The organism is Lelliottia sp. SL45, assembly GCF_026672535.1.
In the GTDB taxonomy this organism is placed as follows: domain Bacteria; phylum Pseudomonadota; class Gammaproteobacteria; order Enterobacterales; family Enterobacteriaceae; genus Enterobacter; species Enterobacter nimipressuralis.
Window position 1 is genome coordinate 2045674 of the sequence record NZ_JAPPRH010000003.1, and the last position, 25641, is coordinate 2071314.

Consider the following 25641-nt stretch of genomic DNA (forward strand, 5'->3'; position numbering starts at 1 on the left):
TTATCGCAACCGGGCAGCGGAACTTAGATCTTTTTAAAGATCAGAGAACCATTGGTACCACCGAAGCCGAAGGAGTTACACAGCGTGTACTCCAGACCGCTAACCTGGCGCGCTTCGTGTGGAACGAAGTCCAGATCGCAACCGTCATCCGGGTTATCCAGGTTGATGGTTGGCGGAACAGCCTGATCGCGCAGGGCCAGGATGGAGTAGATGGACTCTACTGCACCTGCAGCACCCAGCAGGTGACCGGTCATGGATTTGGTGGAACTGACCATAATACGGCTGGCAGCATCACCAAATACAGACTTAACGGCCTGAGCTTCTGCTTTATCGCCTGCAGGCGTCGAGGTGCCGTGGGCGTTAACATAGCCAATCTGGCCCGGCTCGAGACCCGCGTCGCGAATCGCGTTAACCATCGCCAGTGCCGCACCCGCGCCATCCTCCGGCGGAGAGGTCATGTGATAGGCATCGCTGCTCATGCCGAAACCAACGATTTCTGCATAGATTTTCGCGCCACGCTTTTTCGCGTGTTCGTACTCTTCAAGTACGATCATGCCAGCACCATCGCCCAGAACAAAACCATCACGGTCTTTGTCCCACGGACGGCTCGCAGCCTGAGGATTGTCGTTACGGGTAGACAGCGCGCGCGCCGCACCGAAACCACCAACGCCCAGCGGAGTACTGGCTTTTTCAGCACCACCGGCAACCATAGCGTCTGCATCACCATAAGCAATGATACGCGCGGCCTGACCGATGTTATGCACACCAGACGTACAGGCAGTTGCGATAGAAATGCTTGGGCCACGGAGGCCAAACATGATGGTCAAGTGACCAGCCACCATGTTAACAATCGTGGACGGAACGAAGAATGGGCTGATCTTACGCGGGCCACCATTCACCAGAGAGGTGTGGTTTTCCTCGATCAAGCCAAGGCCGCCAATCCCGGAGCCAATAGCGGCGCCAATGCGGGTTGCGTTCTCTTCCGTAATCTCAAGGCCAGAATCCTGCATGGCCTGAACGCCAGCGACAATTCCATATTGAATGAAGGCATCCATCTTGCGCTGTTCTTTGCGCGAGATGATCTCTTCACAGTTAAAATCCTTTACTAAGCCAGCAAATTTCGTTGCATAGGCGCTAGTATCGAAATGGTCGATTAGGCTGATGCCGCTCTGACCGGCAAGGAGAGCTTTCCAGGTGGACTCTACGGTATTGCCGACAGGAGACAACATGCCAAGTCCGGTCACAACTACACGACGCTTAGACACGTTTGTCCTCCAGGGAGGGATAAAAAAAAAGGATTCGTGGGACTAAAAAAGATAAAACTCAGGCGGTCGAATGACCGCCTGGAGATGTTCACTTACGCCTGGTGACCGTTGATGTAATCAATGGCAGCCTGAACGGTGGTGATTTTCTCAGCTTCTTCGTCCGGAATCTCAGTATCAAACTCTTCTTCCAGAGCCATTACCAGCTCAACGGTGTCAAGAGAATCTGCGCCCAGGTCTTCAACGAAGGATGCGGAGTTCACAACTTCTTCCTGCTTAACGCCCAGCTGCTCGCCGATAATTTTCTTAACGCGTTCTTCGATAGTGCTCATACTCTTAAATTTCCTATCAAAACTCGCTTTCGCGATGGTTTTCGTAGTGTATAAAATGTTGAAAAATTTGCAACTAAATCCCGGCAGGTCTTACCACGATTTTACGTTATTTTGAGGCCATTCGCCCTAATAACGCAAATATTTTCGATCGTGGTTAAACCATGTACATCCCGCCGTTGACGTGGAGAGTCTCACCAGTGATGTAACTCGCTTCGTCAGAGGCTAAAAATGCAACCGCGCTGGCGATTTCCTGAGCGCCACCGAGGCGACCCGCAGGAACCTGCGCCAGAATACCCGCACGCTGATCGTCAGATAGCGCACGCGTCATGTCCGTTTCAATAAAGCCCGGAGCAACAACGTTTACAGTAATCCCGCGTGACGCGATTTCGCGCGCCAGCGATTTACTGAACCCAATCAGACCTGCTTTCGCCGCAGCGTAGTTGGCCTGACCAGCATTTCCCATGGTACCAACCACAGAACCGATAGTGATAATACGGCCATGACGCTTTTTCATCATAGCTCGCATTACCGCTTTTGACAGACGGAATACAGATGACAGGTTGGTTTCGATGATATCGTCCCACTCGTCGTCTTTCATTCGCATCAGTAAGTTGTCGCGAGTGATACCGGCATTATTTACCAGAATATCCACTTCGCCAAACTCTGCGCGAATATTTTCCAGAACAGATTCGATAGATGCAGCATCGGTCACATTCAGCATCAGACCTTTACCGTTCGCACCTAAATAGTCGCTAATCGCCTGAGCGCCCTTCTCACTGGTCGCAGTACCAATGACTTTCGCGCCACGCGCGACCAGGGTCTCAGCAATTGCACGTCCGATACCGCGGCTTGCGCCCGTTACCAGCGCGATTTTTCCTTCAAAACTCATGGTAATCCTCTTTTATTGCGCGAGTGCCGCTGACAGGGCGTCTGGCTCATTAATGGCCGATGCCGTCAGGGTATCAACAATACGTTTGGTCAGACCGGTCAGGACTTTACCCGGGCCTGCTTCATACAGGTGCTCAACGCCCTGTGCGGCCATAAACTCAACGGTTTTGGTCCATTGCACTGGGCTGTAAAGCTGACGAACCAGCGCATCGCGAATCGCTTCCGGCGCCGTTTCGCATTTCACATCAACGTTGTTCACAACCGGAACCGTTGGTGCGTTAAAAGTGATATTTTGCAGCTCAGCCGCCAGTTTTTCAGCAGCGGGTTTCATCAATGCACAGTGAGACGGTACACTCACCGGCAGTGGCAGTGCGCGCTTCGCGCCCGCCGCTTTACAGGCTGCGCCTGCGCGCTCAACGGCCTCTTTGTTGCCCGCAATGACAACCTGGCCCGGTGAGTTGAAGTTCACCGGTGAAACGACCTGCCCTTCGGCTGATTCTTCGCACGCTTTGGCAATCGAAGCATCATCCAGACCAATAATGGCGGACATCGCACCAGTCCCTTCCGGAACCGCTTCCTGCATGAATTTGCCACGCATTTCGACCAGACGCACGGCATCGGCAAAACCAATGACGCCCGCACATACCAGTGCAGAATATTCACCCAGGCTATGGCCTGCCAGCATCGCAGGCGCTTTACCGCCCTGCTGCTGCCAGACACGCCACAACGCAACGGATGCGGTAAGCAATGCAGGCTGCGTCTGCCAGGTTTTATTCAGCTCTTCCGCCGGACCCTGCTGAGTCAGCGCCCAGAGATCGTAGCCCAGAGCGTCTGATGCTTCACGGAAAGTCGCTTCAATAATCGGGTACTGTGCCGCTAATTCAGACAACATCCCAACCGACTGAGAACCCTGACCCGGGAACACAAAAGCAAATTGCGTCATTTTTAATCCTTAATTAGAAACGAACCAGCGCGGAGCCCCAGGTGAAACCGCCACCAAAGGCTTCAAGCAAGACCAGTTGGCCTCGTTTAATTCGTCCATCGCGTACCGCTTCGTCAAACGCGCAGGGTACCGACGCCGCAGAGGTGTTGCCATGACGATCGAGGGTCACAACAACGTTATCCATGGACATGCCCAGCTTTTTAGCCGTGGCGCTGATAATGCGCAGGTTCGCCTGATGCGGCACCAGCCAGTCCAGCGCAGAGCGCTCCAGATTGTTTGCTTCCAGCGTCTCATCGACGATGTGCGCCAGTTCCGTGACCGCAACCTTGAATACTTCATTGCCTGCCATGGTCAGGTAAATGGAGCTGTCCGGGTTCACGCGATCGGCGTTAGGCAGCGTCAGCAGCTCGCCATAGCGACCATCGGCATGCAAATGCGTCGAGATAATGCCCGGCTCTTCTGACTGACCTAACAGTACAGCGCCTGCACCATCACCAAAAATAATGATCGTTCCGCGATCTTCCGGATTGCAGGTACGTGCCAGCACGTCTGCACCAATCACCAGCGCATATTTCACCGCGCCAGACTTCACGTACTGATCGGCAACGCTCAGCGCATAGGTAAAACCTGCGCAGGCAGCCGCAACGTCAAACGCCGGGCAGCCTTTAATGCCGAGCTTGGCCTGAATCTCACAGGCTGCGCTTGGGAAGGCGTTAGGTGCTGACGTAGTCGCGACCACAATCAGACCGATCTCGTCTTTATCAATACCTGCCATTTCCAGCGCGCGAAGGCCCGCTTCATAGCCCATCGTGGTTACTGTTTCATCTGGACCGGCGATACGGCGTTCACGAATACCTGTGCGGGTGACAATCCACTCGTCAGACGTATCGACCATTTTTTCCAGATCGGCGTTGGTTCGCACTTGTTCAGGCAGAAAACTGCCGGTACCTAAAATCTTCGTATACATGTACGCTCAGTCACTTTTAGCTAATACAGATTCCAGGCGAGCGGCAATCCGCTGAGGGACTTGTCGCTGCACCGCCTGCACTGCCTGTTCAATCGCGACGGTAAAGGCTCGCTGATTGGCCGCACCATGACTCTTAATCACCGTGCCGCGCAATCCTAACAGACAGGCGCCATTATACTGGTCGGGGTTGAGGTGACTGAATCGCCGCGCCAGGCTTTTTTGTAACCAACGCTTTAATAAAATCAGCCACCAGGACCTTTTTTTGCCTTCGCCCTGCGATTTGAGCAGGGAAAGGAACATTCGAACCACCCCTTCCATCGTCTTTAACGTTACGTTGCCGGTAAACCCGTCACACACCAGAACATCGGTCTTTCCGGTCAATAATTCATTAGCTTCAAGATAGCCAATATAGTTGATTGACGGCATGGATTTTAGCAATTCTGCGGCATCACGGATGCTATCAAGACCCTTGGTCTCTTCTTCACCGATATTCAGCAACGCAACGCGGGGATTCACGATCCCCACAACTTCTTCTGCCAGCACCGAGCCCATAATGGCAAACTGGGCCAGCATCGTACTATCGCAATCGACGTTAGCGCCCAGATCGAGCACCACCGTTTTGCCCTTCTGCTGATGCGGCAACACCGTCACCAGCGCAGGACGCTCAATCCCCTCAATGGGCTTGAGCATTAATTTCGCCAGTCCCATCAGCGCACCGGTATTTCCGGCGCTGACGCAGGCCTCAGCCCGCCCTTCTTTTACCAGTTCCAGCGCAATTCGCATTGAGCTTCCGCGACTGTTGCGGATCGCATGCGAGGGCCGGGCATCACTGGCAATAACTGACTGCGCAGGGATAATCTGCAGACGTGAACGTTGTTCAAAGTCAGCTTTTGCAAGTAATGGCGTGATGGTGTCGGGATTGCCGACTAAAAGAAGTGTGAGTTGCGAATTAGAATTCAGTGCCTGCAATGCTGCAGGCACTGTCACGGAAGGCCCGAAATCTCCTCCCATGACATCTAACGCCAGGGTTAGACGTGTCAAGGTATCTTCGCTGCCCGGTTCGGTGTATCCCCCGCTTTCGCGGGGAATGCCTCACTAAGCTTCATCACGTTTACTCTTCGTCTTTCACGATGCAGGCGTCCCGCACGGTAAAATTCGTTGAGTAGCGCGTGATTACTTAGTGATTACCTTGCGGCCACGGTAGAAACCGTCGGCAGTCATGTGGTGACGCAGGTGTTTCTCACCAGAAGTCTTGTCTACAGACAGGCTGGTAACTGCAGTCAGCGCGTCATGGGAACGACGCATGCCACGTTTGGAACGGGTTGGTTTATTCTGTTGTACGGCCATGGACCTTACTCCTTAATTACTTACGCTTTAAGCTGGCTAATACGGCAAATGGGTTTGGTTTTTGCGCTTCATCAGGCAGTTCCCCAAAGACCATGTCCGCGTCGGACACTTCACAGTGTTCAGAATCATGCACCGGAACTACCGGCAAGGCGAGGATGATTTCATCTTCAACCACTGCCAGCAGATCGATTTCACCGAATTCGTTAACCTCAATCGGCTCATACGCTTCCGGGAGTGCTTCAGCCTGTTCGTCAGAACGAACCGGACTGAAACAATACGTTGTGTGAACATGACGTGTGAACGGTTTCCCGCAACGCTGGCATTCGAGCGTTACCGTGACCTTTGCATCACCGTTCAGAACGGCCAGGCGCTGGTTATCGATAGCGAACGACATGGAGCATTCCACATCAGTGTCCACACTGACCACAAACTCGGCGATACGTTCAGCCTGATCGGCGGTATAAATACCTTCGTAATCGAGGCGTTTTTGAGCCGTACGAACCGGGTCAAGAGTCAGGGGTAATTTTACCTTTTGCATAGGGCGCGCATATTAACTTTGTAACGTCATAGAGTCAAAGAAAAAGGCAACCAGGGCTGCCTTTTGCCAATTATTCGCACACATTGCGGCCTGTAGTTTAAAATGGCTGGCATCGATACGCTATATCTGGTGAAAAAAATATGCCAAATCTCGTGCTTGCTTCCACTTCGTCATACCGCCGCGCGTTGCTTGAAAAGCTGGGGATCCCGTTTGAATGTGCCGCCCCCGTCGCTGACGAAACGCCGCATCACGCTGAATCTCCGCGTCATCTGGTGTTGCGTCTGGCACAGGAAAAAGCGCAAAGTCTGGCCGCTCGCTATCCCAACCATCTGATTATAGGCTCCGATCAGGTTTGCGTGCTCGACGGTGAAATTACGGGTAAACCTCACACCGAAGAGAACGCGCGCCTGCAGCTCATGAAAGCCCGAGGCACTATTGTTACCTTTTACACCGGCCTTGCGCTTTACAACTCCGCCACGGGCCATCTGCAAACGGAATGCGAACCCTTTGACGTCCACTTCCGCCACCTGAGCGATCAGGAGATTGAGGATTATGTGCGCAAAGAGCGCCCGCTTAATTGCGCAGGGAGCTTCAAAAGTGAAGGTCTGGGGATTGCGTTGTTTGAAAAACTGGACGGGCGCGACCCAAATACGCTGGTCGGTTTACCGTTGATTGCGTTATGCCAGATGCTCAGACGCGAGCACTTCAATCCGCTTTCTGCCTGACCGTAAACGGCCCTGTTTTGGTAAGCCGGGTAAGCACAGCGCCACCCGGCCTATATTTAACCGCGTAACACTTTCAGACAGCGTTTCAGCTGGTCATCCAGCGGCGCTTCGACGCGCATCACTTCACCTGTGCCAGGATGGGTGAATTTCAGCGCCGCAGCGTGCAGGAAGAGACGCGACAGCCCCGTTCCGGCCAGCTGTTTATCAAACTCACGATCGCCGTAGCGGTCATCAAACGCAATGGGATGTCCGGCATGTTGCGTATGCACGCGAATCTGGTGGGTACGGCCGGTCACCGGGCTACAACGCACCAGTGTCGCAAACGCGTAACGCTCTTCTACTTTAAAGCGAGTTTCAGACGGTTTACCTTCGCTGTTCACCCGCACAATGCGCTCACCGCTTTGCAGAATGTTTTTCAGCAACGGTGCCTGCACCACTTTCACATGAGACTGCCACTGACCGCGCACCAGCGCCAGATAGTCCTTCTGCATGCCCTTTTCGCGCAGCTGCTCGTGCAGCGAACGTAACGCCGAGCGCTTTTTGGCCACCAGCAGCACACCAGAGGTATCGCGATCCAGACGGTGAACCAGCTCGAGGAAACGTGCTTCCGGGCGCAGGGCGCGAAGGCCTTCGATCACGCCAAAGCTCAAACCGCTGCCGCCGTGCACCGCCGTGCCGGAGGGTTTATTCAGCACCAGGATATGATCGTCTTCATAAAGGATAGCGTCAGTCAGCGCGGCGACTTTTTGCAGATGCGGCGAAACCGCCTCTTCTTCACGTTCAGCGACGCGCACCGGCGGAATACGCACTTCATCGCCCGCTTCGAGCTTGTACTCAGGTTTTACGCGCTTTTTATTTACCCGCACCTCGCCTTTACGCAAGATGCGATAAATCATACTTTTTGGCACGCCTTTCAACTGGGTGCGTAAAAAGTTATCGATTCGTTGCCCCGCTTCATCATCGGCGATAGCAACCATTTTTACGGATGGAGTCTCTGTTTTCATGGTTGGCGATTCTAAATATCGATACGCATTAGCGCCACTCATTTTTCTATGCTTATATTTACTTTTGCCCGGGCAGGTTTGTTCACGCGCAATCGATTTGGTGGTTATTAAACCAATCCTCTCGTTGAAGTGGAGAAACTGTGAGTAACCGGGTGATAAATGGTAAAAGTCATCTTGCTATAACCGGGTTAGCAATGGAATAATGAATCCGTTTTCCGTGTTAAATCCTGGTTAAGTAAGGATGTCGACGGAATGACCCATTTTGTCTGACCGATCATCCACGCAGCAATGGCGTAAGACGTATTGATCTTTCAGACAGTTAGCGGGCTGCGGGTTGCAGTACTTACCGGTAAATGGAATCTTCTCTGGAGAGTGTTCCCAGGCTGTTCCCCTGATAATTGCGCTGTATTTCCGTATGAAATACAGGCAACCGACACTTTGCGCCTCTTAAGCGAGCGACAACCGTGAGGTTGGCGACGTCAATAGTCACGAGGCCATCGGTTCAAACCCCGGAAAGCGTCACCTTGCCCGCAGCTTAGTCGTCAATGTAAGAATAATGAGTAAGTTACGATGAAAAGAATGTTAATCAACGCAACTCAGCAAGAAGAGTTGCGTGTCGCCCTCGTGGATGGGCAGCGTCTGTACGATCTGGATATCGAAAGTCCTGGACACGAACAGAAAAAAGCGAACATTTACAAAGGCAAAATCACCCGCATTGAACCAAGCCTTGAGGCCGCATTCGTCGATTACGGCGCTGAGCGTCACGGTTTCCTTCCTCTTAAAGAAATTGCCCGCGAATACTTCCCTGCCAATTACAACTCCCACGGTCGTCCGAACATCAAAGATGTGCTGCGCGAAGGCCAGGAAGTTATCGTTCAGATTGATAAAGAAGAGCGCGGCAACAAAGGCGCTGCGCTGACCACCTTTATCAGCCTGGCAGGCAGCTATCTGGTTCTGATGCCGAACAACCCGCGTGCGGGCGGTATCTCTCGCCGCATCGAAGGCGACGACCGTACCGAGCTGAAAGAAGCGCTGGCAAGCCTCGAACTGCCTGATGGCATGGGCCTTATCGTTCGTACCGCAGGCGTAGGCAAATCTGCCGAAGCGCTGCAGTGGGACTTAGGCTTCCGTCTGAAGCACTGGGAAGCTATTCAGAAAGCCGCAGAAAGCCGCCCGGCTCCGTTCCTGATTCACCAGGAAAGTAACGTTATCGTCCGTGCTTTCCGCGATTATCTGCGTCAGGACATCGGCGAAATTCTGATTGATAACCCGAAAGTGCTTGAGCTGGCTCGCCAGCACATCGCAGCACTGGGTCGTCCAGATTTCACCAGCAAAATTAAACTGTACACCGGTGAAATTCCGCTGTTCAGCCACTATCAGATTGAATCCCAGATTGAGTCCGCCTTCCAGCGTGAAGTGCGTCTGCCGTCCGGTGGTTCTATCGTTATCGACTCCACCGAAGCGCTGACCGCCATCGACATCAACTCCGCACGCGCAACCCGCGGCGGCGATATCGAAGAGACCGCTTTCAACACCAACCTCGAAGCCGCAGATGAAATTGCCCGTCAGCTTCGTCTGCGTGACCTGGGCGGCCTGATCGTTATCGACTTCATCGACATGACTCCGGTTCGCCATCAGCGCGCCGTTGAGAACCGTCTGCGTGAAGCGGTGCGTCAGGATCGTGCACGTATTCAGATCAGCCATATTTCTCGCTTTGGCCTGCTGGAGATGTCTCGTCAGCGCCTGAGCCCGTCGCTGGGTGAATCAAGCCACCACGTCTGTCCGCGCTGTAGCGGTACGGGTACCGTGCGCGACAACGAATCTCTCTCCCTCTCTATTCTGCGCCTCATCGAAGAAGAAGCACTGAAAGAGAATACCAAAGAGGTTCACGCCATTGTTCCGGTGCCAATTGCCTCCTACCTGCTGAACGAAAAACGTGAAGCGGTGAGTGCCGTTGAAACCCGTCAGGGCGGCGTGCGCTGCATCATCGTACCAAACGATCAGATGCAGACCCCGCACTACTCCGTCCTGCGCGTGCGCAAAGGCGAAGAGACCAGCACCCTGAGCTACCTGCTGCCAAAACTGCATGAAGAAGAGATGGCGATGCCGTCTGATGCAGAACCGGCCGAGCGCAAGCTGCCAGAACAACCGGCGCTGGCGACCTTCATCATGCCAGAAGCCCCACCAGCTCCTGTTCAGGAAAAAGCGCCGGCAAAAACCGCTGTGCAGAAACCTGCTGAAACCAGTGATAAGCCTGCTGAACCAGGTCTGCTGGGCCGCTTCTTCAGTGCGCTGAAGAAAATGTTCGCCGGTGAAGAGCCTCAGCCGGAGCAGCCAAAAGTTGCGCCGAAAGAAGAGAAACAAGAGCGTCCGCAGGATCGTCGTAAACGTCAGAACAACCGCCGCGATCGTAACGATCGTGACCGTCGTGACAACCGCGATAATCGTGGCGACCGTGACAACCGTGGTGAACGCGATAACCGTTCCGACAACAACGAAGGTCGTGAAGCGCGCGAAGATAATCGTCGCAACCGTCGCGAGAAGCCACAGCAGCAGAATGTGGAAGATCGCGAAATTCGCCAGCAGGCGGGCGATGAGTCTGAAAAAACCAGACAGCGTGACGAGCAGCAGCCACGTCGCGAACGCAACCGCCGTCGCAATGACGATAAACGTCAGGCGCAGCAGGAAGCGAAAGTTGTCAACACCGAAGCACCTGTTGAACAGGATGCCGATCAGGAAGAACGCGTTCAGGTGATGCCGCGCCGTAAGCAGCGTCAACTGTCGCAGAAAGTTCGCTTTGCATCTGAACAGGCCGAAGTCGCTACCGTTGCCGCCGCTGAGCCGGTTGTTGAAACCGCTCAGAACACGCAGCTGGCAAAACTGGACCTGCCTGCGGTTGTCGATACGGTCGCTGAGCATGATGACAATGGCGAAGCGCGTGATAACAACGGTATGCCGCGCCGTTCCCGTCGCTCTCCGCGTCACCTGCGCGTAAGCGGTCAGCGTCGTCGTCGTTACCGTGACGAGCGTTACCCGACCCAGTCTCCGATGCCTCTGACTGTCGCCTGCGCGTCACCAGAAATGGCGTCCGGCAAAGTCTGGATCCGCTACCCGGTTGCCCGTCCTCAGGAGCAGCAGGTTGAAGAGCAAAACGTCACTGCAGAAACCGTTGAGCCAATCGTTGCACCTGTAGCCGCTACCGAAGCCGCCGCTGTGGTCGTTGAAGAAGCACCGCAGATCGTGGCCGAATCTCAGCCAGTTTTTGAAGCCGAGCCAGTCGCGGAACCTCAGCAGGTTGTTGAAACCGCTGAGATCGAGACAACTCATCCGGAAGTGATTGCCGCGCCTGTCGACGAGCAGCCTCAGTTCATCGCGCAAGAAGATGTTGTGGTGGCTGAACAGGTTGCAGAAGACGCAGAACCGGCAGCCGACGTGGTTGAAGAAGAGGTAGTGACTGAAGCGGTTGCTGAGCAACCTGTCGATGTTACTCCGGCTCCACAAGCACCGGTTCCCGCACCGGTTGTGAAACCAGAGCCTGCTGTCGTTGCTGAGCATCACCATGCAACCGCACCGATGACTCGCGCGCCAGCACCGGAATACGTGCCAGAAGCACCACGTCATAGCGACTGGGTACGCCCTGCGTTCGATTTCGACGGTCGTGGTTCTGCAGGTGGTCATAGCGCCACTCACCAGGCAACGGCTCCGGCGACTCGCCCGAATCCGGTTGAATAACCCGCCGTTCTGATGAAAAGCCGACCTTCGTGGTCGGCTTTTTTTTGACTTTTTTACGGGAGGGGTTTTCGCATTCCGACGATTTCTGGCATCACCTCACGCATCATTTCCAGAAAACGCCTCAATCGTGCCGGGTAATAGCGCGACCACGGATAAACCAGGTGCACCGGCAGCGCAGCAGGTTGCCAGCCCGGTAAAAGAGGCACCAGCCTTCCCTCGCGGATATCCTGTTCCACGGTCCAGCTCGAGACCACCGCCACGCCTAATCCATTCAACGCCATGGTGCGTGTCACATACAGGCTGTCGGTGCTCAGACGCGGCGAAATTGCCACTCGCGCAGGCTGCGGCGAAGCTCCGTCAAACAGCTCAATATGCTGATGATAAAAGGTGTTGAGTGCAATCCAGGGAAGCGCAGTGAGATCGTCGGGGACCTCAGGCATGGCATGACGAGCCAGTAGCTCGGGCGCCGCGACCACACAGCGCGGGACTTCGGCCAGCAGCACCGATACCGTATTAGGGTCGATCTCCGCCCCTACGCGGATCGCGCAGTCGATGTTATCACTCAGAAAATCCGCCGATCTGTCATATAGCATCCAGTCGACAGAAAGCTGCGGATAGCGCATCAAAAACTGGCTCAGTGGTGCCAGAAGTTGTTCCTGCCCGAACGCATGGGGCGCCCGCACACGCAAGGTGCCGACAGGTTCATCCTCCGACTGCCCCACCTCATCTTCGAGCGCGAGCCAGCTGTCGATCACTTTTCTGGCATGCTGATAGCAGCGCTCGCCGTCATCGGTGAGCTTGGTGGCGTGGGTGGTGCGTAACAGCAAACGCACGCCGAGGAGGGTTTCCAGCGACTGCAGGCGTCGGCTAACGGTCGCCTGCGTGGTCCCCAGCTGCCGCGCTGCGGCAGAGAGCGAACCCGATTCCACGATACGCGCAAAGGTGCGCATCAGTTCCACTCTGTCTATACGCTCTGTTCGCTTCATGATTATTCTGATCATACGTTTAACGTATAACCGTTTTACCATCCCGCTGGCTACCGCCTCAAGCCTGAATGCACAAAAATAGCCTCACTCCATGAATGAGGTACATCAAATGAACACTGCCCCCCTTACCCAGGCTACCAGCCGCTGGGTTATTTTTATCCTTGCCATTGGTGCCGGGTTTAGCGTTGCGTCCATCTATTATGCTCAACCGCTGTTGCCGTTAATGGGTGCCGATTTACACCTCAGTATCGAAGGGATGGGACTGGTGCCGACCCTGACGCAGACGGGCTATGCCCTTGGCATCCTTTTCCTGCTGCCGCTCGGCGACCGTCACGATCGCCGAACCTTAATTCTTGTTAAAAGCGCAGCACTGGCGCTCTTTTTGCTGGGCTGTAGCCTGACCGGGCAGCTTCACTCGTTACTGCTGGCCAGTCTGCTTATTGGTATGGCGGCAACCATGGCGCAGGACATCGTACCGGCAGCGGCTATTCTTGCTCCGGAAGGCAAACAGGGAAAAACCGTCGGGACGGTAATGACCGGCCTGCTGCTGGGTATTCTGCTGTCGCGTACTGTCAGCGGTGTGGTGGGTGAAGCGTTCGGCTGGCGGGTGATGTATCAACTTGCCGCCGTCAGCATCGCCATGATCGGTATGGTGATGTGGGCTGTGTTACCGCGTTTTGCGATTCACTCTACGCTCAGCTATCCGGCTCTGATGCGCTCGATGGAGCACCTGTGGCGACGCTACCCGGCCCTGCGTCGTGCGGCGCTGGCCCAGGGCTTTCTCTCTATTGCCTTTAGCGCGTTCTGGTCAACACTGGCGGTGATGCTGCTTGAACGCTATCACCTCGGTAGCGCGATTGCTGGTGGATTTGGGATTGCCGGTGCTGCAGGTGCGCTGGCCGCCCCGCTGGCCGGAGGCCTGGCGGATAAACTCGGTGCAGGCAGAGTGACCCAACTGGGTGCCGCGCTGGTGACAGTATCGTTTGCACTGATGTTTTTAATGCCCGCTTTGGGCACCCACGGGCAACTCGTTCTGATCGCGCTTTCCGCGATCGGTTTCGACCTGGGGCTGCAGTCCAGCCTGGTCGCCCATCAGAACCTGGTCTATAGCCTCGAACCCCAGGCGCGTGGGCGGCTCAATGCGCTGCTGTTTACGGTGGTATTTATTGGGATGGCGCTCGGCTCGGCGCTGGGGAGCAAAGTGTACGCCCTGGCGGGCTGGCAAGGCGTAGTGATGCTGGCAACGGTGTGTGGTGCGGCGGCAGTGCTGATCCGCTTAATAGAAAGCGCGCGGCTGGTCAGCGTGCAGGCGCAAAATCGCTAAAAAAAAAGCCCAATCCGGCACGCCGGGTTGGGCAGACAAAACATATCCAGTTTCAAGACATGTTCTAAAAGGTCAAAATGTTACTTGTTCAGCTGGAACAGAGACATCCCCTGCATATCACTGAACGCTTTATAAGAGGCCTGAAGTGCTGCTTGCTGCATGGTGTAAGACGAAATCGCCGCGTTCCAGTCCACGTCCACCAGATCACTCATCTGCTGAGTCTGACCCAGAGCGCGGTCATCACCCAGTGCATCCAGCTTATCGAGTTCGTTGAGTTTGGTACCCAGATCGGCACGCACGGTCAGTACGTTATCCAGGGAATTACTCAGTCCACGGTTGGCTTTATCGATATTTGCCACAAGTGCATCTGTCTTAGCCTGGTCGCCGCTTACCGGTGTGTTCAGCGCAGCGATGGCGTTATCCAGAATCTTAAACAGGTTAGTTTCCTGGGCACTGCCGTCAGGCTCTGGCTTGGCATTGCTGGTAAACTTTTCAAACACTTCCGAGCCAGTATGGCTAATCTGCATATCGCGTGCAGAGTCCACCTGCTGAGTGATCGCCGTACTGCCACCGTTATAGCTGCCGTCTGTCTGATCAAACGGTGCGGTGTCGGTCTTAAAGCCCGCAAAAATATAACGACCATTGCCGTCGGTGCTATTGGCCAGGTTGACCAGTTGATCGCGAATACCCTGCAGATCGGTTGCCACAGACGCCCGGTCGATATCACTCAGGGAGCCGTTGTTCGCATACACGATTTTATCCTGCGCAGACTGAATTGCCGTCGTCACCTGGCTTAACACGCTCTCTTCCAGCGACACGCGCTGAGTCGCAAACGTACGCGCGAGAGCAAACTGGCTATTCTGTGACTGGGCCTGAGACAGTACAACGGCCTGCGACGCGGCAATCGGATCGTCCGACGGACGGTTCACGCGTTTGCCGGTGGACATCTGCTCGCCATACCCCAGCCATTTGCTTTGGGACTCAGTGATCCCACGCATATTTTGCTGGTACATCATTTGGGTGCTAATACGCATCGTTCACCTCGGCCTTAGCGAATATTAATTAACGCATCAAAGAGCGTACTGGCAGTCTGCAGAACCTGCGCATTCGCAAGGTAATACTGCTGGAAACGCTGCAAGTTGCCATACTCTTCGTCGAGGTTAACCCCGGAGATAGACTGCTGCTGATTGCTCAGCTGTGTCACCACATTTGTTTTGGTCGCAGCGCTGGTTTTCAGTGAAGACGTGGTGCTGCCAACGGTACTGACCAGCGAGGCATAAGCATCGTTAAAGGTCTTATTGCCACCGACCACTTTGCTGCTTTGCAGATTCAGCAGCGCTTTCCCGTTAAGGTTATCACTCTCACCACCCGTCGCCGAACCCGCCATCGCCAGTTTGGATTCATCGCTGATCAGCAGATCCATGTTCACGATTGCGTCAACAACCGGTTTCACCGTAAAGCTGTCTTTCGTGGCTGCGCTACCGCTGACATTCACGGTAACACCGTCAAACGTCATGTTGCCGCTGGCATCTGGCGTAGCCGTAAATGAGGTTTTGTCAGCACTACGGGTGACGGTCCAGTCAGTGCCGTTAAATTCAAGCTTATAATCCGTCGCCTGAACTTTAGAGCTGTCCGCGATAGTGGCCGTGACGGCCGCACCTGGCACGCTGTTTTTGCTATTGCCGGTCACCGCTGGAGAGCCGATATCAAACAATTTACCGCCCGCGTCACCGTTGGCATCAAAGCCTTTCTCGTGCTGCTGGTTCATGGCGTCAGCAAACGAGAGCGCCAGCTGGTTCAGCGTATTACGCGCTTTATCCAGGTCTTCTGCGCGGAACGTTAACAGACCGCCCAGTGAGCCGGTGTTCAGCACCTTCTCGGGAATTTCGATATTACCGGCGAGGGAATCCACATACGCCACGGTGGTGCGCGCAGGATCGGCGCTCGACGGTACCGCCGCTAACTGGTTAGCCGTGCTGCCCTGAACCAGGGTGTAACCATTACCGAATGAGACGTTGTAGGTGCCGCCGTCCTGTACCGCGACTTCCACACCCACGATCTGATTCAGTTCGCTCACCAGCTGATCGCGCTGATCGAGCAGATTGTTTGGGGAAGCCCCTGCGCCCACGCCGGTCAGACGTGAAATCTGATCGTTCAGATTCGCAATCTGTTTGGCATAGGAGTTAATCTGATCCACGCTGGTCGCAACCGCAGTGTTTACCTGCTTATCCTGGTCGCGCAGGTACTGGTCGGTCGTTTTGAACTGATTGACCAGGCCATCCGCTTTGCCGAGAACAGTCTGGCGCGCAGCCGGATCTTCCGCGTTACTCACCAGCGTTTGCAGGCTGGTAAAGAAGCCCTGCAGCGTGGTGGACAGGGAGTTAGTGGTATCAGACAGCACATCGTCGATTTTCGACATCTGCTGATAACGCGTGGTCAGGCCGCTGCTCTGAGTCTGTGCTGCACGCAGCTGATTGGTGATGAACGCATCATATTCGCGCTGTACGCCCGAAACATAAACACCATTGCCAACCCAACCACCGCCGGTCAATGTACTGTTCGCTGCACCCAGCACCGTGGTCTGACGGGTATACCCGGCCACGTTGTAACTGGAAATATTGTTGCTGACGGTGTTCAGTGCCGACTGTGCCGCACTGAGGCCACTCATAGCGCTGTTAATCAAACTGGACATTGAGGTTCCTTTTTAAACTTTCAGACACGAGTCCTGATTAGGATTATCGACATCGCGCGCGCAAACTTGAGTCCTTAGAACAGATTTTCGATATCGGTACTGTAAGCCTTGCTGACTTTCTCACCCATCGCTTTAAGCTGTTGAATCATACCTGTCAGTTTGCGGGCATACTGCGGGTCGGTGGCGTAGCCTGCGTTCTGCAACGCCTGCGCCCCCTGCTCCGCCGTCGCGGCCTGCGTAACCGCAGCGTAGCGCGGATTGCGGCTCAACAACCCGACATAATCTGACAAGGCTTCAAGATAGGAGCTGTAAACGCGGAATTTTGCTTTGACCTTCACCGCCGCACCGTTTTCAAATTCGGTGGTGGTGATCTCCGTGGTCGGCCCTTTCCAGCCTGACGACGCTTTGACGCCAAAAATATTAAAGCTTGGTTCGCCGTTTTCACGGCGGATCTGACGCTGCCCCCAGCCGGATTCCAGCGCGGCCTGCGCCAGAATCAGGTGGTGAGGAACCCCACTCTGCTCACTGGCCAGACGCGCCGGGAGCGAAAGCTGAGCGAGGAAGTCTTTACTGTCGCCCGACAGCGGCTCATCGCTGCTGGCGGTCGGTTTCGGCATGGCTTTACGCACCATCTGCGTCAGCGCCTGGTTCTGATAACTGGTCACCGTTTCAAGATCAAACTTCATCGGCACCTGCTGGGTTTGCTCATCGGGCTGAACACCCTGCGCCGCCTGCATCTGTTTCACGATCATATCGGCGAGGCCAAGCCCCTTACCGGCGGTCATCTGCTGGGCAATCTGTTGGTCATACATGCTGGTGTAGAGTCGCGTCGAGTCGCTGCTGAACATGCCATCTTTCGGCAGCGCTTCACGCATGCTTTTCAGCATCATCTGCACAAACATCCCTTCCACCTGGCGGGCAACCGGGCGGAGGTTCGCCGCCGGATCGGTGCCTGCTTTGGCTTTCAGATCGTTGAGCGACTGGGCATCCCAGGCCGCACTTGCCATCAGTTTGCTATCGCCGAGCATTAGATGATTTCCAGTTTGGCGCGCAGGCATCCTGCACTTTGCATGGATTGCAGAATCGACATCAGATCCATCGGCGTCGCCCCCAGCGCGTTCAGCGCACGAACCACGTTGTTCAGGTTGGCGCTGGAGCGCACGCTTTGCAGCGAGCCGCCGCTCTGGCGCATGTCAATCTGCGTCTGTGGCGTCACTACCGTCTGGCCGCCACCAAACGGCGTATCCGGCTGGCTAACGTTAGCCGAGCGGTTGACGCTGATGGAGAGGTTGCCCTGCGCCACGGCACAGCTGTCCAGCGTCACTTCGCGGTTCATCACCACGGACCCGGTCCGGGAGTTGATGATCACTTTGGCATCCTGCAGCGGAACGTTGACTTCCATATTCTGGATATCCGCCAGCATGCGCACCTGGTTGCTGCTGCCCGTCGAGGTGCGGATCTGCACGGTACGTGCGTCGAGCGCCGTTGCGCTACCAAAACCACGGCTGCGGTTGATGGTATCGGCAATCTGCTGCGCCATAGTGAAGTCTTCATTATTCAGCTGCAGGTTGATGGTGTTCCCGGCGCCAAACTGCGTTGGCAGTTCACGCTCGATGATCGCCCCGTTAGTGATACGCCCGCCGTTCAGCTGGTTCACCTGCACGCTGCTGCCGCCCGCCGATGCACCCGCGCCACCGACCAGAATGTTACCCTGTGCAAGCGCGTAGACCTGGCTGTCCACCCCTTTTAACGGGGTCATCAGCAGCGTGCCGCCGCGCAGACTTTTGGCGTTACCCATTGACGAAACCACCACATCGATGGTTTGCCCCTGGCGCGCAAAGGCCGGGTAGGATGCGGTGATCATTACCGCCGCCACGTTTTTCAGCTGCATGTTGGTGCCCGTCGGGACGGTGATCCCGAGCTGGGACAGCATGTTGTTTAAACTCTGAGTGGTAAACGGCGTCTGGGTGGTCTGGTCGCCCGTTCCGTCCAGGCCAACCACCAGGCCATAGCCTATCAATGAGTTTTCACGTACGCCCTGTACACTGGTGAGATCGCGAATGCGGTCAGCCTGGGCGCATGTCGCCACCAGGACCAACACCATTGCGAAGAGGGATTTAAACATAGGTCACCTCGCTTACATCGGCGATAAATTAAGGAAGAAGCGTTGCAGCCAGCCCATATTCTGCGCTTCGTTGATGTAGCCGTTGCCGACGTACTCAATGCGCGCATCCGCCACCTGGGTGGACGGTACGGTGTTGGTGCCACTGATGGTGCGAGGGTTAACCACACCGGAGAAGCGAATGAATTCAGTGCCCTGATTGATGGCGATCTGTTTTTCACCCACTACGTGTAAATTGCCATTCACCAGAACCTGGTCAACGGTTACCGTCAGCGTACCGCTGAAGGTGTTGCTGGCATTGGCACCGCCTTTGCCGTTAAAGCTGTTACCGCCAGAGGCTTCCACATCGGCACGCGCATTGCCAAACAGGCCCTGCAGATAGCGCGGAACGGTATCGAAACCAAAGTTGGTTTTGCCGTCGCGGCTGGCATTCGCCGAGGAGCTTTTGCTCGCGCTGACGTTCTCCTGCAGCGCAATGGTCAGGGTATCGCCGACGTTACGCGGGCGACGGTCTTCGAACAGCGGTTGATAACCGTAGTTAATCGGCTGTGCGGACTGGAAAATGGAGCCGTTCACCACCGGCGTCGGGCCGGGAACGGGTTGGGCGGTAGTCGCACCCTCTACCAAAGGTTTTGACGGGATCAAGGCGCAACCGCTGAGGGTAACGGCCAGGACAGTCAGTATTGGATAACGAAACGCCGCGTTTTTTTGCATTGCCTTCATCTTCGAAAACAGGGAGCCGGTGCGGTTTACCGCACCGGGCTACACCTTAGAGTTGCGTCAGTTTTTGCAGCATCTGGTCGGTCGTCGACACTGCTTTACTGTTAATTTCATACGCGCGCTGAACCTGGATCATGTTCACCAGCTCTTCCGCCACGTTGACGTTAGAGGTTTCGACATAGCCCTGATACAGCAGCCCGGAACCGTTCAGGCCCGGCGTACTTTCATTCGGCGCACCGGAGGACTGGGTTTCGGTGTAGAGGTTCTCACCAATGCTTTCCAGACCGGTATCGTTCATGAACGTCGTCAGGTTCAGCTGTCCAACCTGAACAGGCGCGGCCTGCCCTTGCTGGGTCACGCTGACCACACCGTCACGTCCGATGGTAATGCTCAGGGCGTTAGCCGGAATGGTGATCGCAGGCTGAACCTGAAAACCACCGGCGGTCACCAGCTGACCATTCTGATCCACCTGGAACGAGCCATCGCGGGTATAGGCTGAGGTTCCGTCAGGCAGCTGCACCTGGAAGAAACCCTGGCCTTTGATTGCCACGTCTTTGCTGTTGTTGGTCTGGGACAGGTTGCCCTGGCTGTGCAGACGTTCGGTTGCAACCGGACGCACACCCGTACCGATCTGCAGCCCTGACGGCAGCGTGGTCTGCTCGGACGACTGCGCGCCCGGCTGACGAATGGTTTGATAAAGCAAATCTTCGAACACGGCACGCTGACGCTTAAAACCATTGGTGCTGACGTTCGCCAGGTTGTTGGCGATGACATCCATATTGGTTTGCTGCGCGTCGAGACCCGTTTTCGCGATCCATAAAGAGCTGATCATAAGAAATCCTGTTAACTCATAGACAGCAGTTGGTTAGCACGTCCGGCGTTTTCATCTACGCTTGTGATAACCTTCATTTGCATTTCGAAACGTCGGGCGCTGGCGATCATATCGGTCATGGCTGCAACCGGTTTGACGTTACTGCCTTCCAGCACACCGGACATCACGCGAATGCTTGGGTCAGCCTGCAAGGTCGGGCCACGCGTTGCCTGTGCTGCCTGGCTCAGACGGAACATCCCGTCATCGCCGCGTGTCACTTCATTGCCTTCCGCTTTGACCAGTTTCAGTCGACCGACCGGGGCAATGGTGTTCGCCGGATCACCGGGGTTCAGGGCCGAAATGGTCCCGTCCGCCGCGATGGTGATTTCCGAGCCTTCCGGCACCGTAATCGGACCCGCTTCGCCAATCACCGGATGCCCCTGAATGGTCATCTGACCGTTGGCATCCACCTGGATATTACCGTTGCGGGTATAGCCTTCTGAGCCATCAGCCGTTTGCACCGCCAGCCAACCGTCCTGCTGGAGTGCAACGTCCAGCGGACGCGAGGTGTAATCCATCTGACCAGGCGTCATATCGGCACCCGGCGTTGAGGCGATAACCAGCGTACGCGTTGGCAGCGACAGCCCTTCCACCGGCACGGCGCGCAGCGCATTCAGCTGCGCACGAAAGCCCGGTGTTGAGGCGTTCGCCAGGTTACTGGCGGTCACAGCCTGCTGATTCATCGTCTGGCTGGCTGCGCCCATCGCGGTATATATTGCGTGATCCATTACATCATCCCGTTAGACGATTAACGCAGGTTGACCAGCGTGTTGAGGATCTGGTCCTGAGTTTTGATGGTCTGCGCGTTCGACTGATAGTTACGCTGCGCGACAATCATGTTCACCAGTTCTTTACTCAGATCGACGTTGGATGCTTCCAGCGCGCCGTTGGTCAGCGTACCGAAGTTACCGGAACCGGCGGTGCCGAGCAGCGCCACGCCAGAGGACTGAGTGGAAGACCAGACGTTATCGCCTTCGGATTTCAGACCTTCGTTGTTAGCGAAGTTCGCCAGCACGATCTGGCCCAGAACCTGGGTCTGTTCGTTGGAGTAGTTACCCACGACAGTGCCGTCATCGTTGATCTGGTAGCTCACCAGGTCGCCCGGCTTGTAACCGTTCTGGTTAGTTGCCACGATGTTGTTCGCACCGGTGTTCTGCTGCATGGAGTTGGTGAAACTCATCGCGAAGGTTGCAGGGGTTGCGCCCGGCATGGTCGCGGTGGTGATGTTGACCTGGCCACCGCCTGTCAGCACGCCGCTGGCGTTAAAGGTCAGCGTAGTGGCCAGAGAGGGGGTGCTGCCCGCCACGCTGCCATCCTGCGCATAGACTTTCCAGCTGTTCGCAGCGGTGTCTTTGACGTAGAACAGGTTCATGTTGTGCGCATTACCCTGGCTGTCAAAGACCGTCACGGTCCCTTTTTTGTTATAAGAATCGACGTTTGTCGGGTCGAACGGTGTCACCGTCGGCGTCGCATCGGTGGAGTTCAGGTTGATCTGCTGAGACGCGGTGGTGGTGGACTTCGCCGCCATCAGCGTGTTCGGAATTGAGATCGCCTGCGGGTTCGCACCGGTCTGTACCGTAGGCGGTGTACCCGCAACCGGATAGCCCGTCAGCTGCAGACCCTGCATGTTGACCAGGTTACGGTTTTCGTCGAGTTTGAACTGACCGTTACGGCTGTAAAAAACAGAACCGTTTTCATCGACCATACGGAAGAAACCGTTCTGGCTGATGGCCACATCCAGCCCACGGCCGGTGTTAGTGGTGGTGCCATCGGTAAAGTCCTGGGTAATACCCGCAACTTTAACGCCCAGACCCACTTTGGAACCGGCGAACATATCTGCGAAAGATGCTGTGCCAGATTTAAAACCGTAGGTCGCGGAGTTGGCAATGTTGTTGCCAATGACGTCCAGGTTGGTGGCCGCAGCATTCAGGCCGCTGACCGCTTGAGAAAAGGCCATGACTTACTCCTGATAAGTGTTAAGGCTTAAATAATCTGCCGAACTTCGTCGAGCGTGGTGGTCCCAGAAGTACCCAAATCCAGTTTGTTACCATCAGAGCCGCGAATCACCCCCTGCACCAGAGCGAATTGCAGCGGCTGAGCCACCAGCTGAGTCGTCCCGTTGCTGGCAGAAATCGCCACTTTGTAAGAACCGTTCGGTGCCGTTGTGCCATCCGTCAGGCTGCCATCCCAGGTAAAGGTATGAACGCCCGCTTTCAGCTCACCAATGTCGATCGTGCGCACCACAACACCGTCTTTATTGGTGATGGTGGCGGTGACTTTATCGGCCGGTTGCTGCAACTCAACGCCAAATGGCGTGGTCGTGGTGGTACTGCTTCCGTCGGTGGTGCTGGTCCCTGCCAGGATAGTGGTCCCTGGGATCATCACACCGTGGCCGATAAGATTGGCGGCCTGCAAAGACTGGCTGTTGTCGATTTGACCGGAAACGGAACCCAGCGTGGTATTGAGCTTTTCGATGCCGCTCACGGTACTGATCTGCGCAAGCTGCGTGGTCAGTTCGTTGTTCTGCATCGGGTTCGTCGGGTCCTGGTTTTTCAGCTGCGCAACCAGTAACGTCAAAAAGCTGCCCTGTAGATCGGCAGCACTGTTACCGGTCAGCGAGCTGGAGCCAGTGGCCCCACTGGTGCTGGCGACGCCGGAGTTGGTCGGGTCATTCACATTGACGGCGATGGACATTCGTGTCTCCTTTACTGGCCGAGAGTGAGCGTTTTGAGCATCATGCTCTTCACGGTATTGAGCACTTCAACGTTCGCCTGATAGCTGCGCGACGCTGACATGGTGTTCACCATTTCGCCGACCACATCGACGTTTGGCATTTTCACGTAGCCGCTCGCATCCGCCAGCGGGTTGCCTGGCTCATACACCAGTTTGTCCGGGGCCTGGCTCTCAACCACATCGGCCACTTTCACACCGCCGGTTGCCGCGCCTGGCGCCGCATTGACCTGAAAGACCACCTGTTTGGCGCGATAGGGTTGACCGTCGGGTCCGGTCACGCTGTCGGCGTTCGCCATGTTACTGGCGGCGACGTTCAGACGCTGAGACTGCGCGGTCAGGGCTGAACCCGCGATATCAAAAATATTCAGTAAGGCCATGAATTAGTTGCCCCCCTGCAGGACGCTCTGCATGCTTTTAATCTGTCCACCGAGCACGGTTAGCCCCATCTGATACTGCAGGCTGTTATCGGCAAACTGGGTGCGCTCCCGGTCCATATCGACGGTGTTACCGTCCAGGGATGGCTGGTCAGGAATGCGATAAAGTAAATCGGTGGACGGCGCAGTCATCGCCTGAGCGGGAATGTGGCGTGAAGAGGTCAGCGCAAGGGCAACACCCGTCCCTTCGGCCCGACCACGCTCCATCACTTTTTTAAGCTCAGTAGAAAAATCAATATCGCGCGCCTGAAACCCTGGGGTGTCGGCATTCGCGATATTGGCGGCCAGGATCTCCTGCCGCTGGGCGCGCAGATTGAGCGCTTCCTGTTGAAAACGTAACGCGGCGTCGAGTTTATCGAGCATGTCTCCTCCGCTGATGGCGAAATTTCAGCATGTAGCTTAAATCTCAACCCGTCTTCCTTATCGAAGGAATAAACGCAAAATGCGTCGCTATTTGTTGCGTTGATGGGAAAGCCTTAGGGGTAAAATCCTGTTAAATCCAGGAACCGCGGGAAAGTGAGATGCTGACGTTCAAAAATGGCCTTGCCGTTACCTTACTGCTGTTCAGTACCCAGTCTTCAGCGCTGGGGCTGAATGTGTTGCTGACCGCTTTTTTTGCTGAGCGTCTGGCGGGGTTAAGCGATGAGGTCAAAGTCGATATTCGAACGCAGCCGAATCTCCTGCCCACTTGCGAACAACCCTCGTTCACCATCAGCGGCGGTACCCGGCTGTGGGGTAATGTGAACGTGCTGGCCCGCTGCAATAATGAGAAACGCTTTTTGCAGGTTATGGTTCAGGCGACAGGCAACTATGTTGTCGCCGCTCAGCCCATCGCACGCGGCAGCGTTTTACAGCCCGCTCATGTAGAATTAAAGCGCGGACGCCTGGATCAACTTCCGCCGCGCACCATGCTGGATATTAACCAGGCACAGGATTCGGTGAGCCTGCGCGATCTGGCGCCAGGTCAGGCCATCCAGCTATCTATGCTGCGCCAGGCGTGGCGCATTAAAGCCGGACAGCGCGTGATGGTGGTGGCGAACGGAGATGGCTTTAGCATTAATAGCGAAGGCCAGGCGCTGAACAACGCTGCCGTCGCCCAAAACGCACGCGTTAGGATGTCTTCAGGTCAGGTGGTTAGCGGAACCGTCGGTTCTGATGGGAATATTCTGATTAACCTATAATCTTTTTAAAGATATCGCGGCAGCTGCCGATAAATAATCATCAGATGATTATATCAGGCGCCAACGCCGCGAACCTCTATGAGGACAACACTATGAGCATTGATCGTACATCGCCCCTGAAGCCGGTTAGCACTGTACAACCTCGCGAAACGAACGACGCGCCAGCCCTTAAAGCGCGTCTGGAAAAATCGTCCACGGCCAACAGCACCAGCGTCACGTTAAGTGATGCACAGTCAAAACTGATGCAGCCAGGCACGAACGATATCAATATGGAACGCGTCGAAGCGCTGAAAACCGCGATTCGTAACGGCGAACTGAAAATGGACACCAGCAAAATTGCTGATGCGCTGATTAACGAAACGCAGAACTTCCTTCAGAGTAAATAACCGTATGAGTCGACTGTCAGAAATATTGGATCAAATGACGGTAGTCCTGAACGATCTGAAGACGGTGATGGATGCCGAGCAACAACAGTTATCCGCAGGCTATGTCAGCGGCAGCGCTCTGCAGCGCATTACTGAAGATAAAAGCTCGCTGCTGGCTACCCTGGACTATCTGGAGCAGCAGCGCCGCGCGGAGCAAGATCCACGTCGCAGCGCCAACGACGATATCGTTGAGCGCTGGCAGACCATCACAGAAAAAACGCAGCACCTTCGCGATCTCAACCAGCACAACGGCTGGCTGTTAGAGGGGCAAATTGAACGCAACCAGCAGGCGCTTGAGGTGTTAAAACCTCATCAGGAGCCGGGGCTGTATGGCGCCAATGGCCAGACATCCAGCTCACGCGGTGGCGGGAAGAAGATTTCGATTTAACGCTTCAGTGAAGAGATGAAGTGGGAA

At 55.4% G+C, this 25641-nt stretch carries 27 protein-coding genes; 6 read left to right on the forward strand and 21 right to left on the reverse strand.

Annotated features, from left to right (window positions below; translation table 11 throughout):
- Window positions 1-23: 23 nt before the first annotated feature.
- The 8 genes from fabF to yceD all read right to left on the reverse strand — a co-directional run bounded on the left by fabF (window position 24) and on the right by yceD (window position 6277).
- Window positions 24-1265, reverse strand: coding sequence for a beta-ketoacyl-ACP synthase II (gene fabF / locus OVA10_RS16045; RefSeq protein WP_100780583.1), 1242 nt, complete (start codon window positions 1263-1265; stop codon window positions 24-26).
- Between the two features lie 92 nt (window positions 1266-1357).
- Window positions 1358-1594 (reverse strand): acyl carrier protein, encoded by a 237-nt coding sequence (gene acpP / locus OVA10_RS16050; RefSeq protein WP_003857954.1) that lies wholly within the window; start codon window positions 1592-1594, stop codon window positions 1358-1360.
- 154 nt (window positions 1595-1748) lie between these two features.
- Window positions 1749-2483, reverse strand: coding sequence for a 3-oxoacyl-ACP reductase FabG (gene fabG / locus OVA10_RS16055; RefSeq protein WP_100780584.1), 735 nt, complete (start codon window positions 2481-2483; stop codon window positions 1749-1751).
- A 12-nt stretch (window positions 2484-2495) separates the two neighbouring features.
- On the reverse strand, window positions 2496-3425 hold the full coding sequence (gene fabD / locus OVA10_RS16060; protein ID WP_268196346.1) for an ACP S-malonyltransferase: 930 nt from the start codon (window positions 3423-3425) through the stop codon (window positions 2496-2498).
- A gap of 13 nt (window positions 3426-3438) precedes the next feature.
- Complete coding sequence (locus tag OVA10_RS16065; RefSeq protein WP_102105540.1) at window positions 3439-4392, reverse strand: beta-ketoacyl-ACP synthase III; 954 nt, start codon at window positions 4390-4392, stop codon at window positions 3439-3441.
- 6 nt (window positions 4393-4398) lie between these two features.
- Window positions 4399-5433: a phosphate acyltransferase PlsX gene (gene plsX / locus OVA10_RS16070; RefSeq protein ID WP_206732569.1), complete on the reverse strand. Its 1035-nt coding sequence runs from the start codon at window positions 5431-5433 to the stop codon at window positions 4399-4401.
- A gap of 132 nt (window positions 5434-5565) precedes the next feature.
- Window positions 5566-5739, reverse strand: coding sequence for a 50S ribosomal protein L32 (gene rpmF, locus OVA10_RS16075; RefSeq protein WP_071844907.1), 174 nt, complete (start codon window positions 5737-5739; stop codon window positions 5566-5568).
- Window positions 5740-5755: 16 nt separating this feature from the next.
- A complete protein-coding gene (gene yceD / locus OVA10_RS16080) occupies window positions 5756-6277 on the reverse strand; it encodes a 23S rRNA accumulation protein YceD (protein ID WP_100780588.1) in 522 nt (173 codons plus the stop codon).
- Between the two features lie 140 nt (window positions 6278-6417).
- Here yceD and OVA10_RS16085 point away from each other — a divergent pair, with 140 nt between their 5' ends.
- A complete protein-coding gene (locus OVA10_RS16085; protein WP_100780589.1) occupies window positions 6418-7002 on the forward strand; it encodes a Maf family protein in 585 nt (194 codons plus the stop codon).
- 56 nt (window positions 7003-7058) lie between these two features.
- Here OVA10_RS16085 and rluC read toward each other — a convergent pair whose 3' ends face one another.
- Complete coding sequence (gene rluC / locus OVA10_RS16090; RefSeq protein ID WP_181827608.1) at window positions 7059-8006, reverse strand: 23S rRNA pseudouridine(955/2504/2580) synthase RluC; 948 nt, start codon at window positions 8004-8006, stop codon at window positions 7059-7061.
- A 570-nt stretch (window positions 8007-8576) separates the two neighbouring features.
- Between rluC and rne the strand changes: the two genes are divergently transcribed.
- On the forward strand, window positions 8577-11738 hold the full coding sequence (rne, locus tag OVA10_RS16095; protein ID WP_268196347.1) for a ribonuclease E: 3162 nt from the start codon (window positions 8577-8579) through the stop codon (window positions 11736-11738).
- A gap of 53 nt (window positions 11739-11791) precedes the next feature.
- Here the strand turns inward: rne and OVA10_RS16100 are convergent, their stop codons facing one another.
- Window positions 11792-12766, reverse strand: a complete 975-nt coding sequence (locus OVA10_RS16100; protein ID WP_416079206.1) for a LysR family transcriptional regulator — start codon at window positions 12764-12766, stop codon at window positions 11792-11794.
- 67 nt (window positions 12767-12833) lie between these two features.
- Here OVA10_RS16100 and OVA10_RS16105 point away from each other — a divergent pair, with 67 nt between their 5' ends.
- Window positions 12834-14048 (forward strand): MFS transporter, encoded by a 1215-nt coding sequence (locus tag OVA10_RS16105; RefSeq protein WP_268196349.1) that lies wholly within the window; start codon window positions 12834-12836, stop codon window positions 14046-14048.
- Between the two features lie 80 nt (window positions 14049-14128).
- On the opposite strand, the gene flgL is transcribed toward OVA10_RS16105, so the two are convergent.
- The 11 genes from flgL to flgB all read right to left on the reverse strand — a co-directional run bounded on the left by flgL (window position 14129) and on the right by flgB (window position 23983).
- Entirely contained in the window at window positions 14129-15082 is a 954-nt protein-coding gene (gene flgL, locus OVA10_RS16110; protein ID WP_102105544.1) for a flagellar hook-associated protein FlgL, read from the reverse strand.
- Window positions 15083-15096: 14 nt separating this feature from the next.
- Complete coding sequence (gene flgK / locus OVA10_RS16115; RefSeq protein WP_268196350.1) at window positions 15097-16740, reverse strand: flagellar hook-associated protein FlgK; 1644 nt, start codon at window positions 16738-16740, stop codon at window positions 15097-15099.
- A 74-nt stretch (window positions 16741-16814) separates the two neighbouring features.
- Complete coding sequence (flgJ, locus tag OVA10_RS16120; protein ID WP_100780596.1) at window positions 16815-17768, reverse strand: flagellar assembly peptidoglycan hydrolase FlgJ; 954 nt, start codon at window positions 17766-17768, stop codon at window positions 16815-16817.
- A complete protein-coding gene (locus OVA10_RS16125) occupies window positions 17768-18865 on the reverse strand; it encodes a flagellar basal body P-ring protein FlgI (RefSeq protein ID WP_100780597.1) in 1098 nt (365 codons plus the stop codon). Before OVA10_RS16125 ends, flgJ begins: the two co-directional genes overlap by 1 nt.
- Window positions 18866-18877: 12 nt before the next feature.
- Window positions 18878-19576 (reverse strand): flagellar basal body L-ring protein FlgH, encoded by a 699-nt coding sequence (flgH, locus tag OVA10_RS16130; protein WP_100780598.1) that lies wholly within the window; start codon window positions 19574-19576, stop codon window positions 18878-18880.
- 55 nt (window positions 19577-19631) lie between these two features.
- Entirely contained in the window at window positions 19632-20414 is a 783-nt protein-coding gene (gene flgG / locus OVA10_RS16135; RefSeq protein WP_064325681.1) for a flagellar basal-body rod protein FlgG, read from the reverse strand.
- 11 nt (window positions 20415-20425) lie between these two features.
- Window positions 20426-21181, reverse strand: a complete 756-nt coding sequence (locus OVA10_RS16140; protein WP_100780599.1) for a flagellar basal body rod protein FlgF — start codon at window positions 21179-21181, stop codon at window positions 20426-20428.
- A gap of 20 nt (window positions 21182-21201) precedes the next feature.
- A complete protein-coding gene (gene flgE, locus OVA10_RS16145) occupies window positions 21202-22410 on the reverse strand; it encodes a flagellar hook protein FlgE (RefSeq protein WP_100780600.1) in 1209 nt (402 codons plus the stop codon).
- Between the two features lie 26 nt (window positions 22411-22436).
- Complete coding sequence (gene flgD / locus OVA10_RS16150; protein ID WP_100780601.1) at window positions 22437-23147, reverse strand: flagellar hook assembly protein FlgD; 711 nt, start codon at window positions 23145-23147, stop codon at window positions 22437-22439.
- A gap of 11 nt (window positions 23148-23158) precedes the next feature.
- A complete protein-coding gene (flgC, locus tag OVA10_RS16155) occupies window positions 23159-23563 on the reverse strand; it encodes a flagellar basal body rod protein FlgC (protein WP_100780602.1) in 405 nt (134 codons plus the stop codon).
- Between the two features lie 3 nt (window positions 23564-23566).
- Window positions 23567-23983, reverse strand: coding sequence for a flagellar basal body rod protein FlgB (gene flgB / locus OVA10_RS16160; protein WP_100780603.1), 417 nt, complete (start codon window positions 23981-23983; stop codon window positions 23567-23569).
- Window positions 23984-24141: 158 nt separating this feature from the next.
- On the opposite strand from flgB, the gene flgA reads away from it, so the two are divergent.
- The 3 genes from flgA (at window position 24142) to flgN (ending at window position 25614) form a co-directional block, all read left to right on the forward strand.
- Window positions 24142-24801 (forward strand): flagellar basal body P-ring formation chaperone FlgA, encoded by a 660-nt coding sequence (gene flgA, locus OVA10_RS16165; protein WP_181827604.1) that lies wholly within the window; start codon window positions 24142-24144, stop codon window positions 24799-24801.
- 92 nt (window positions 24802-24893) lie between these two features.
- On the forward strand, window positions 24894-25187 hold the full coding sequence (gene flgM / locus OVA10_RS16170; protein WP_100780605.1) for a flagellar biosynthesis anti-sigma factor FlgM: 294 nt from the start codon (window positions 24894-24896) through the stop codon (window positions 25185-25187).
- A gap of 4 nt (window positions 25188-25191) precedes the next feature.
- Window positions 25192-25614 (forward strand): flagella biosynthesis chaperone FlgN, encoded by a 423-nt coding sequence (gene flgN, locus OVA10_RS16175; RefSeq protein WP_100780606.1) that lies wholly within the window; start codon window positions 25192-25194, stop codon window positions 25612-25614.
- The last annotated feature ends 27 nt before the right edge of the window (window positions 25615-25641 follow it).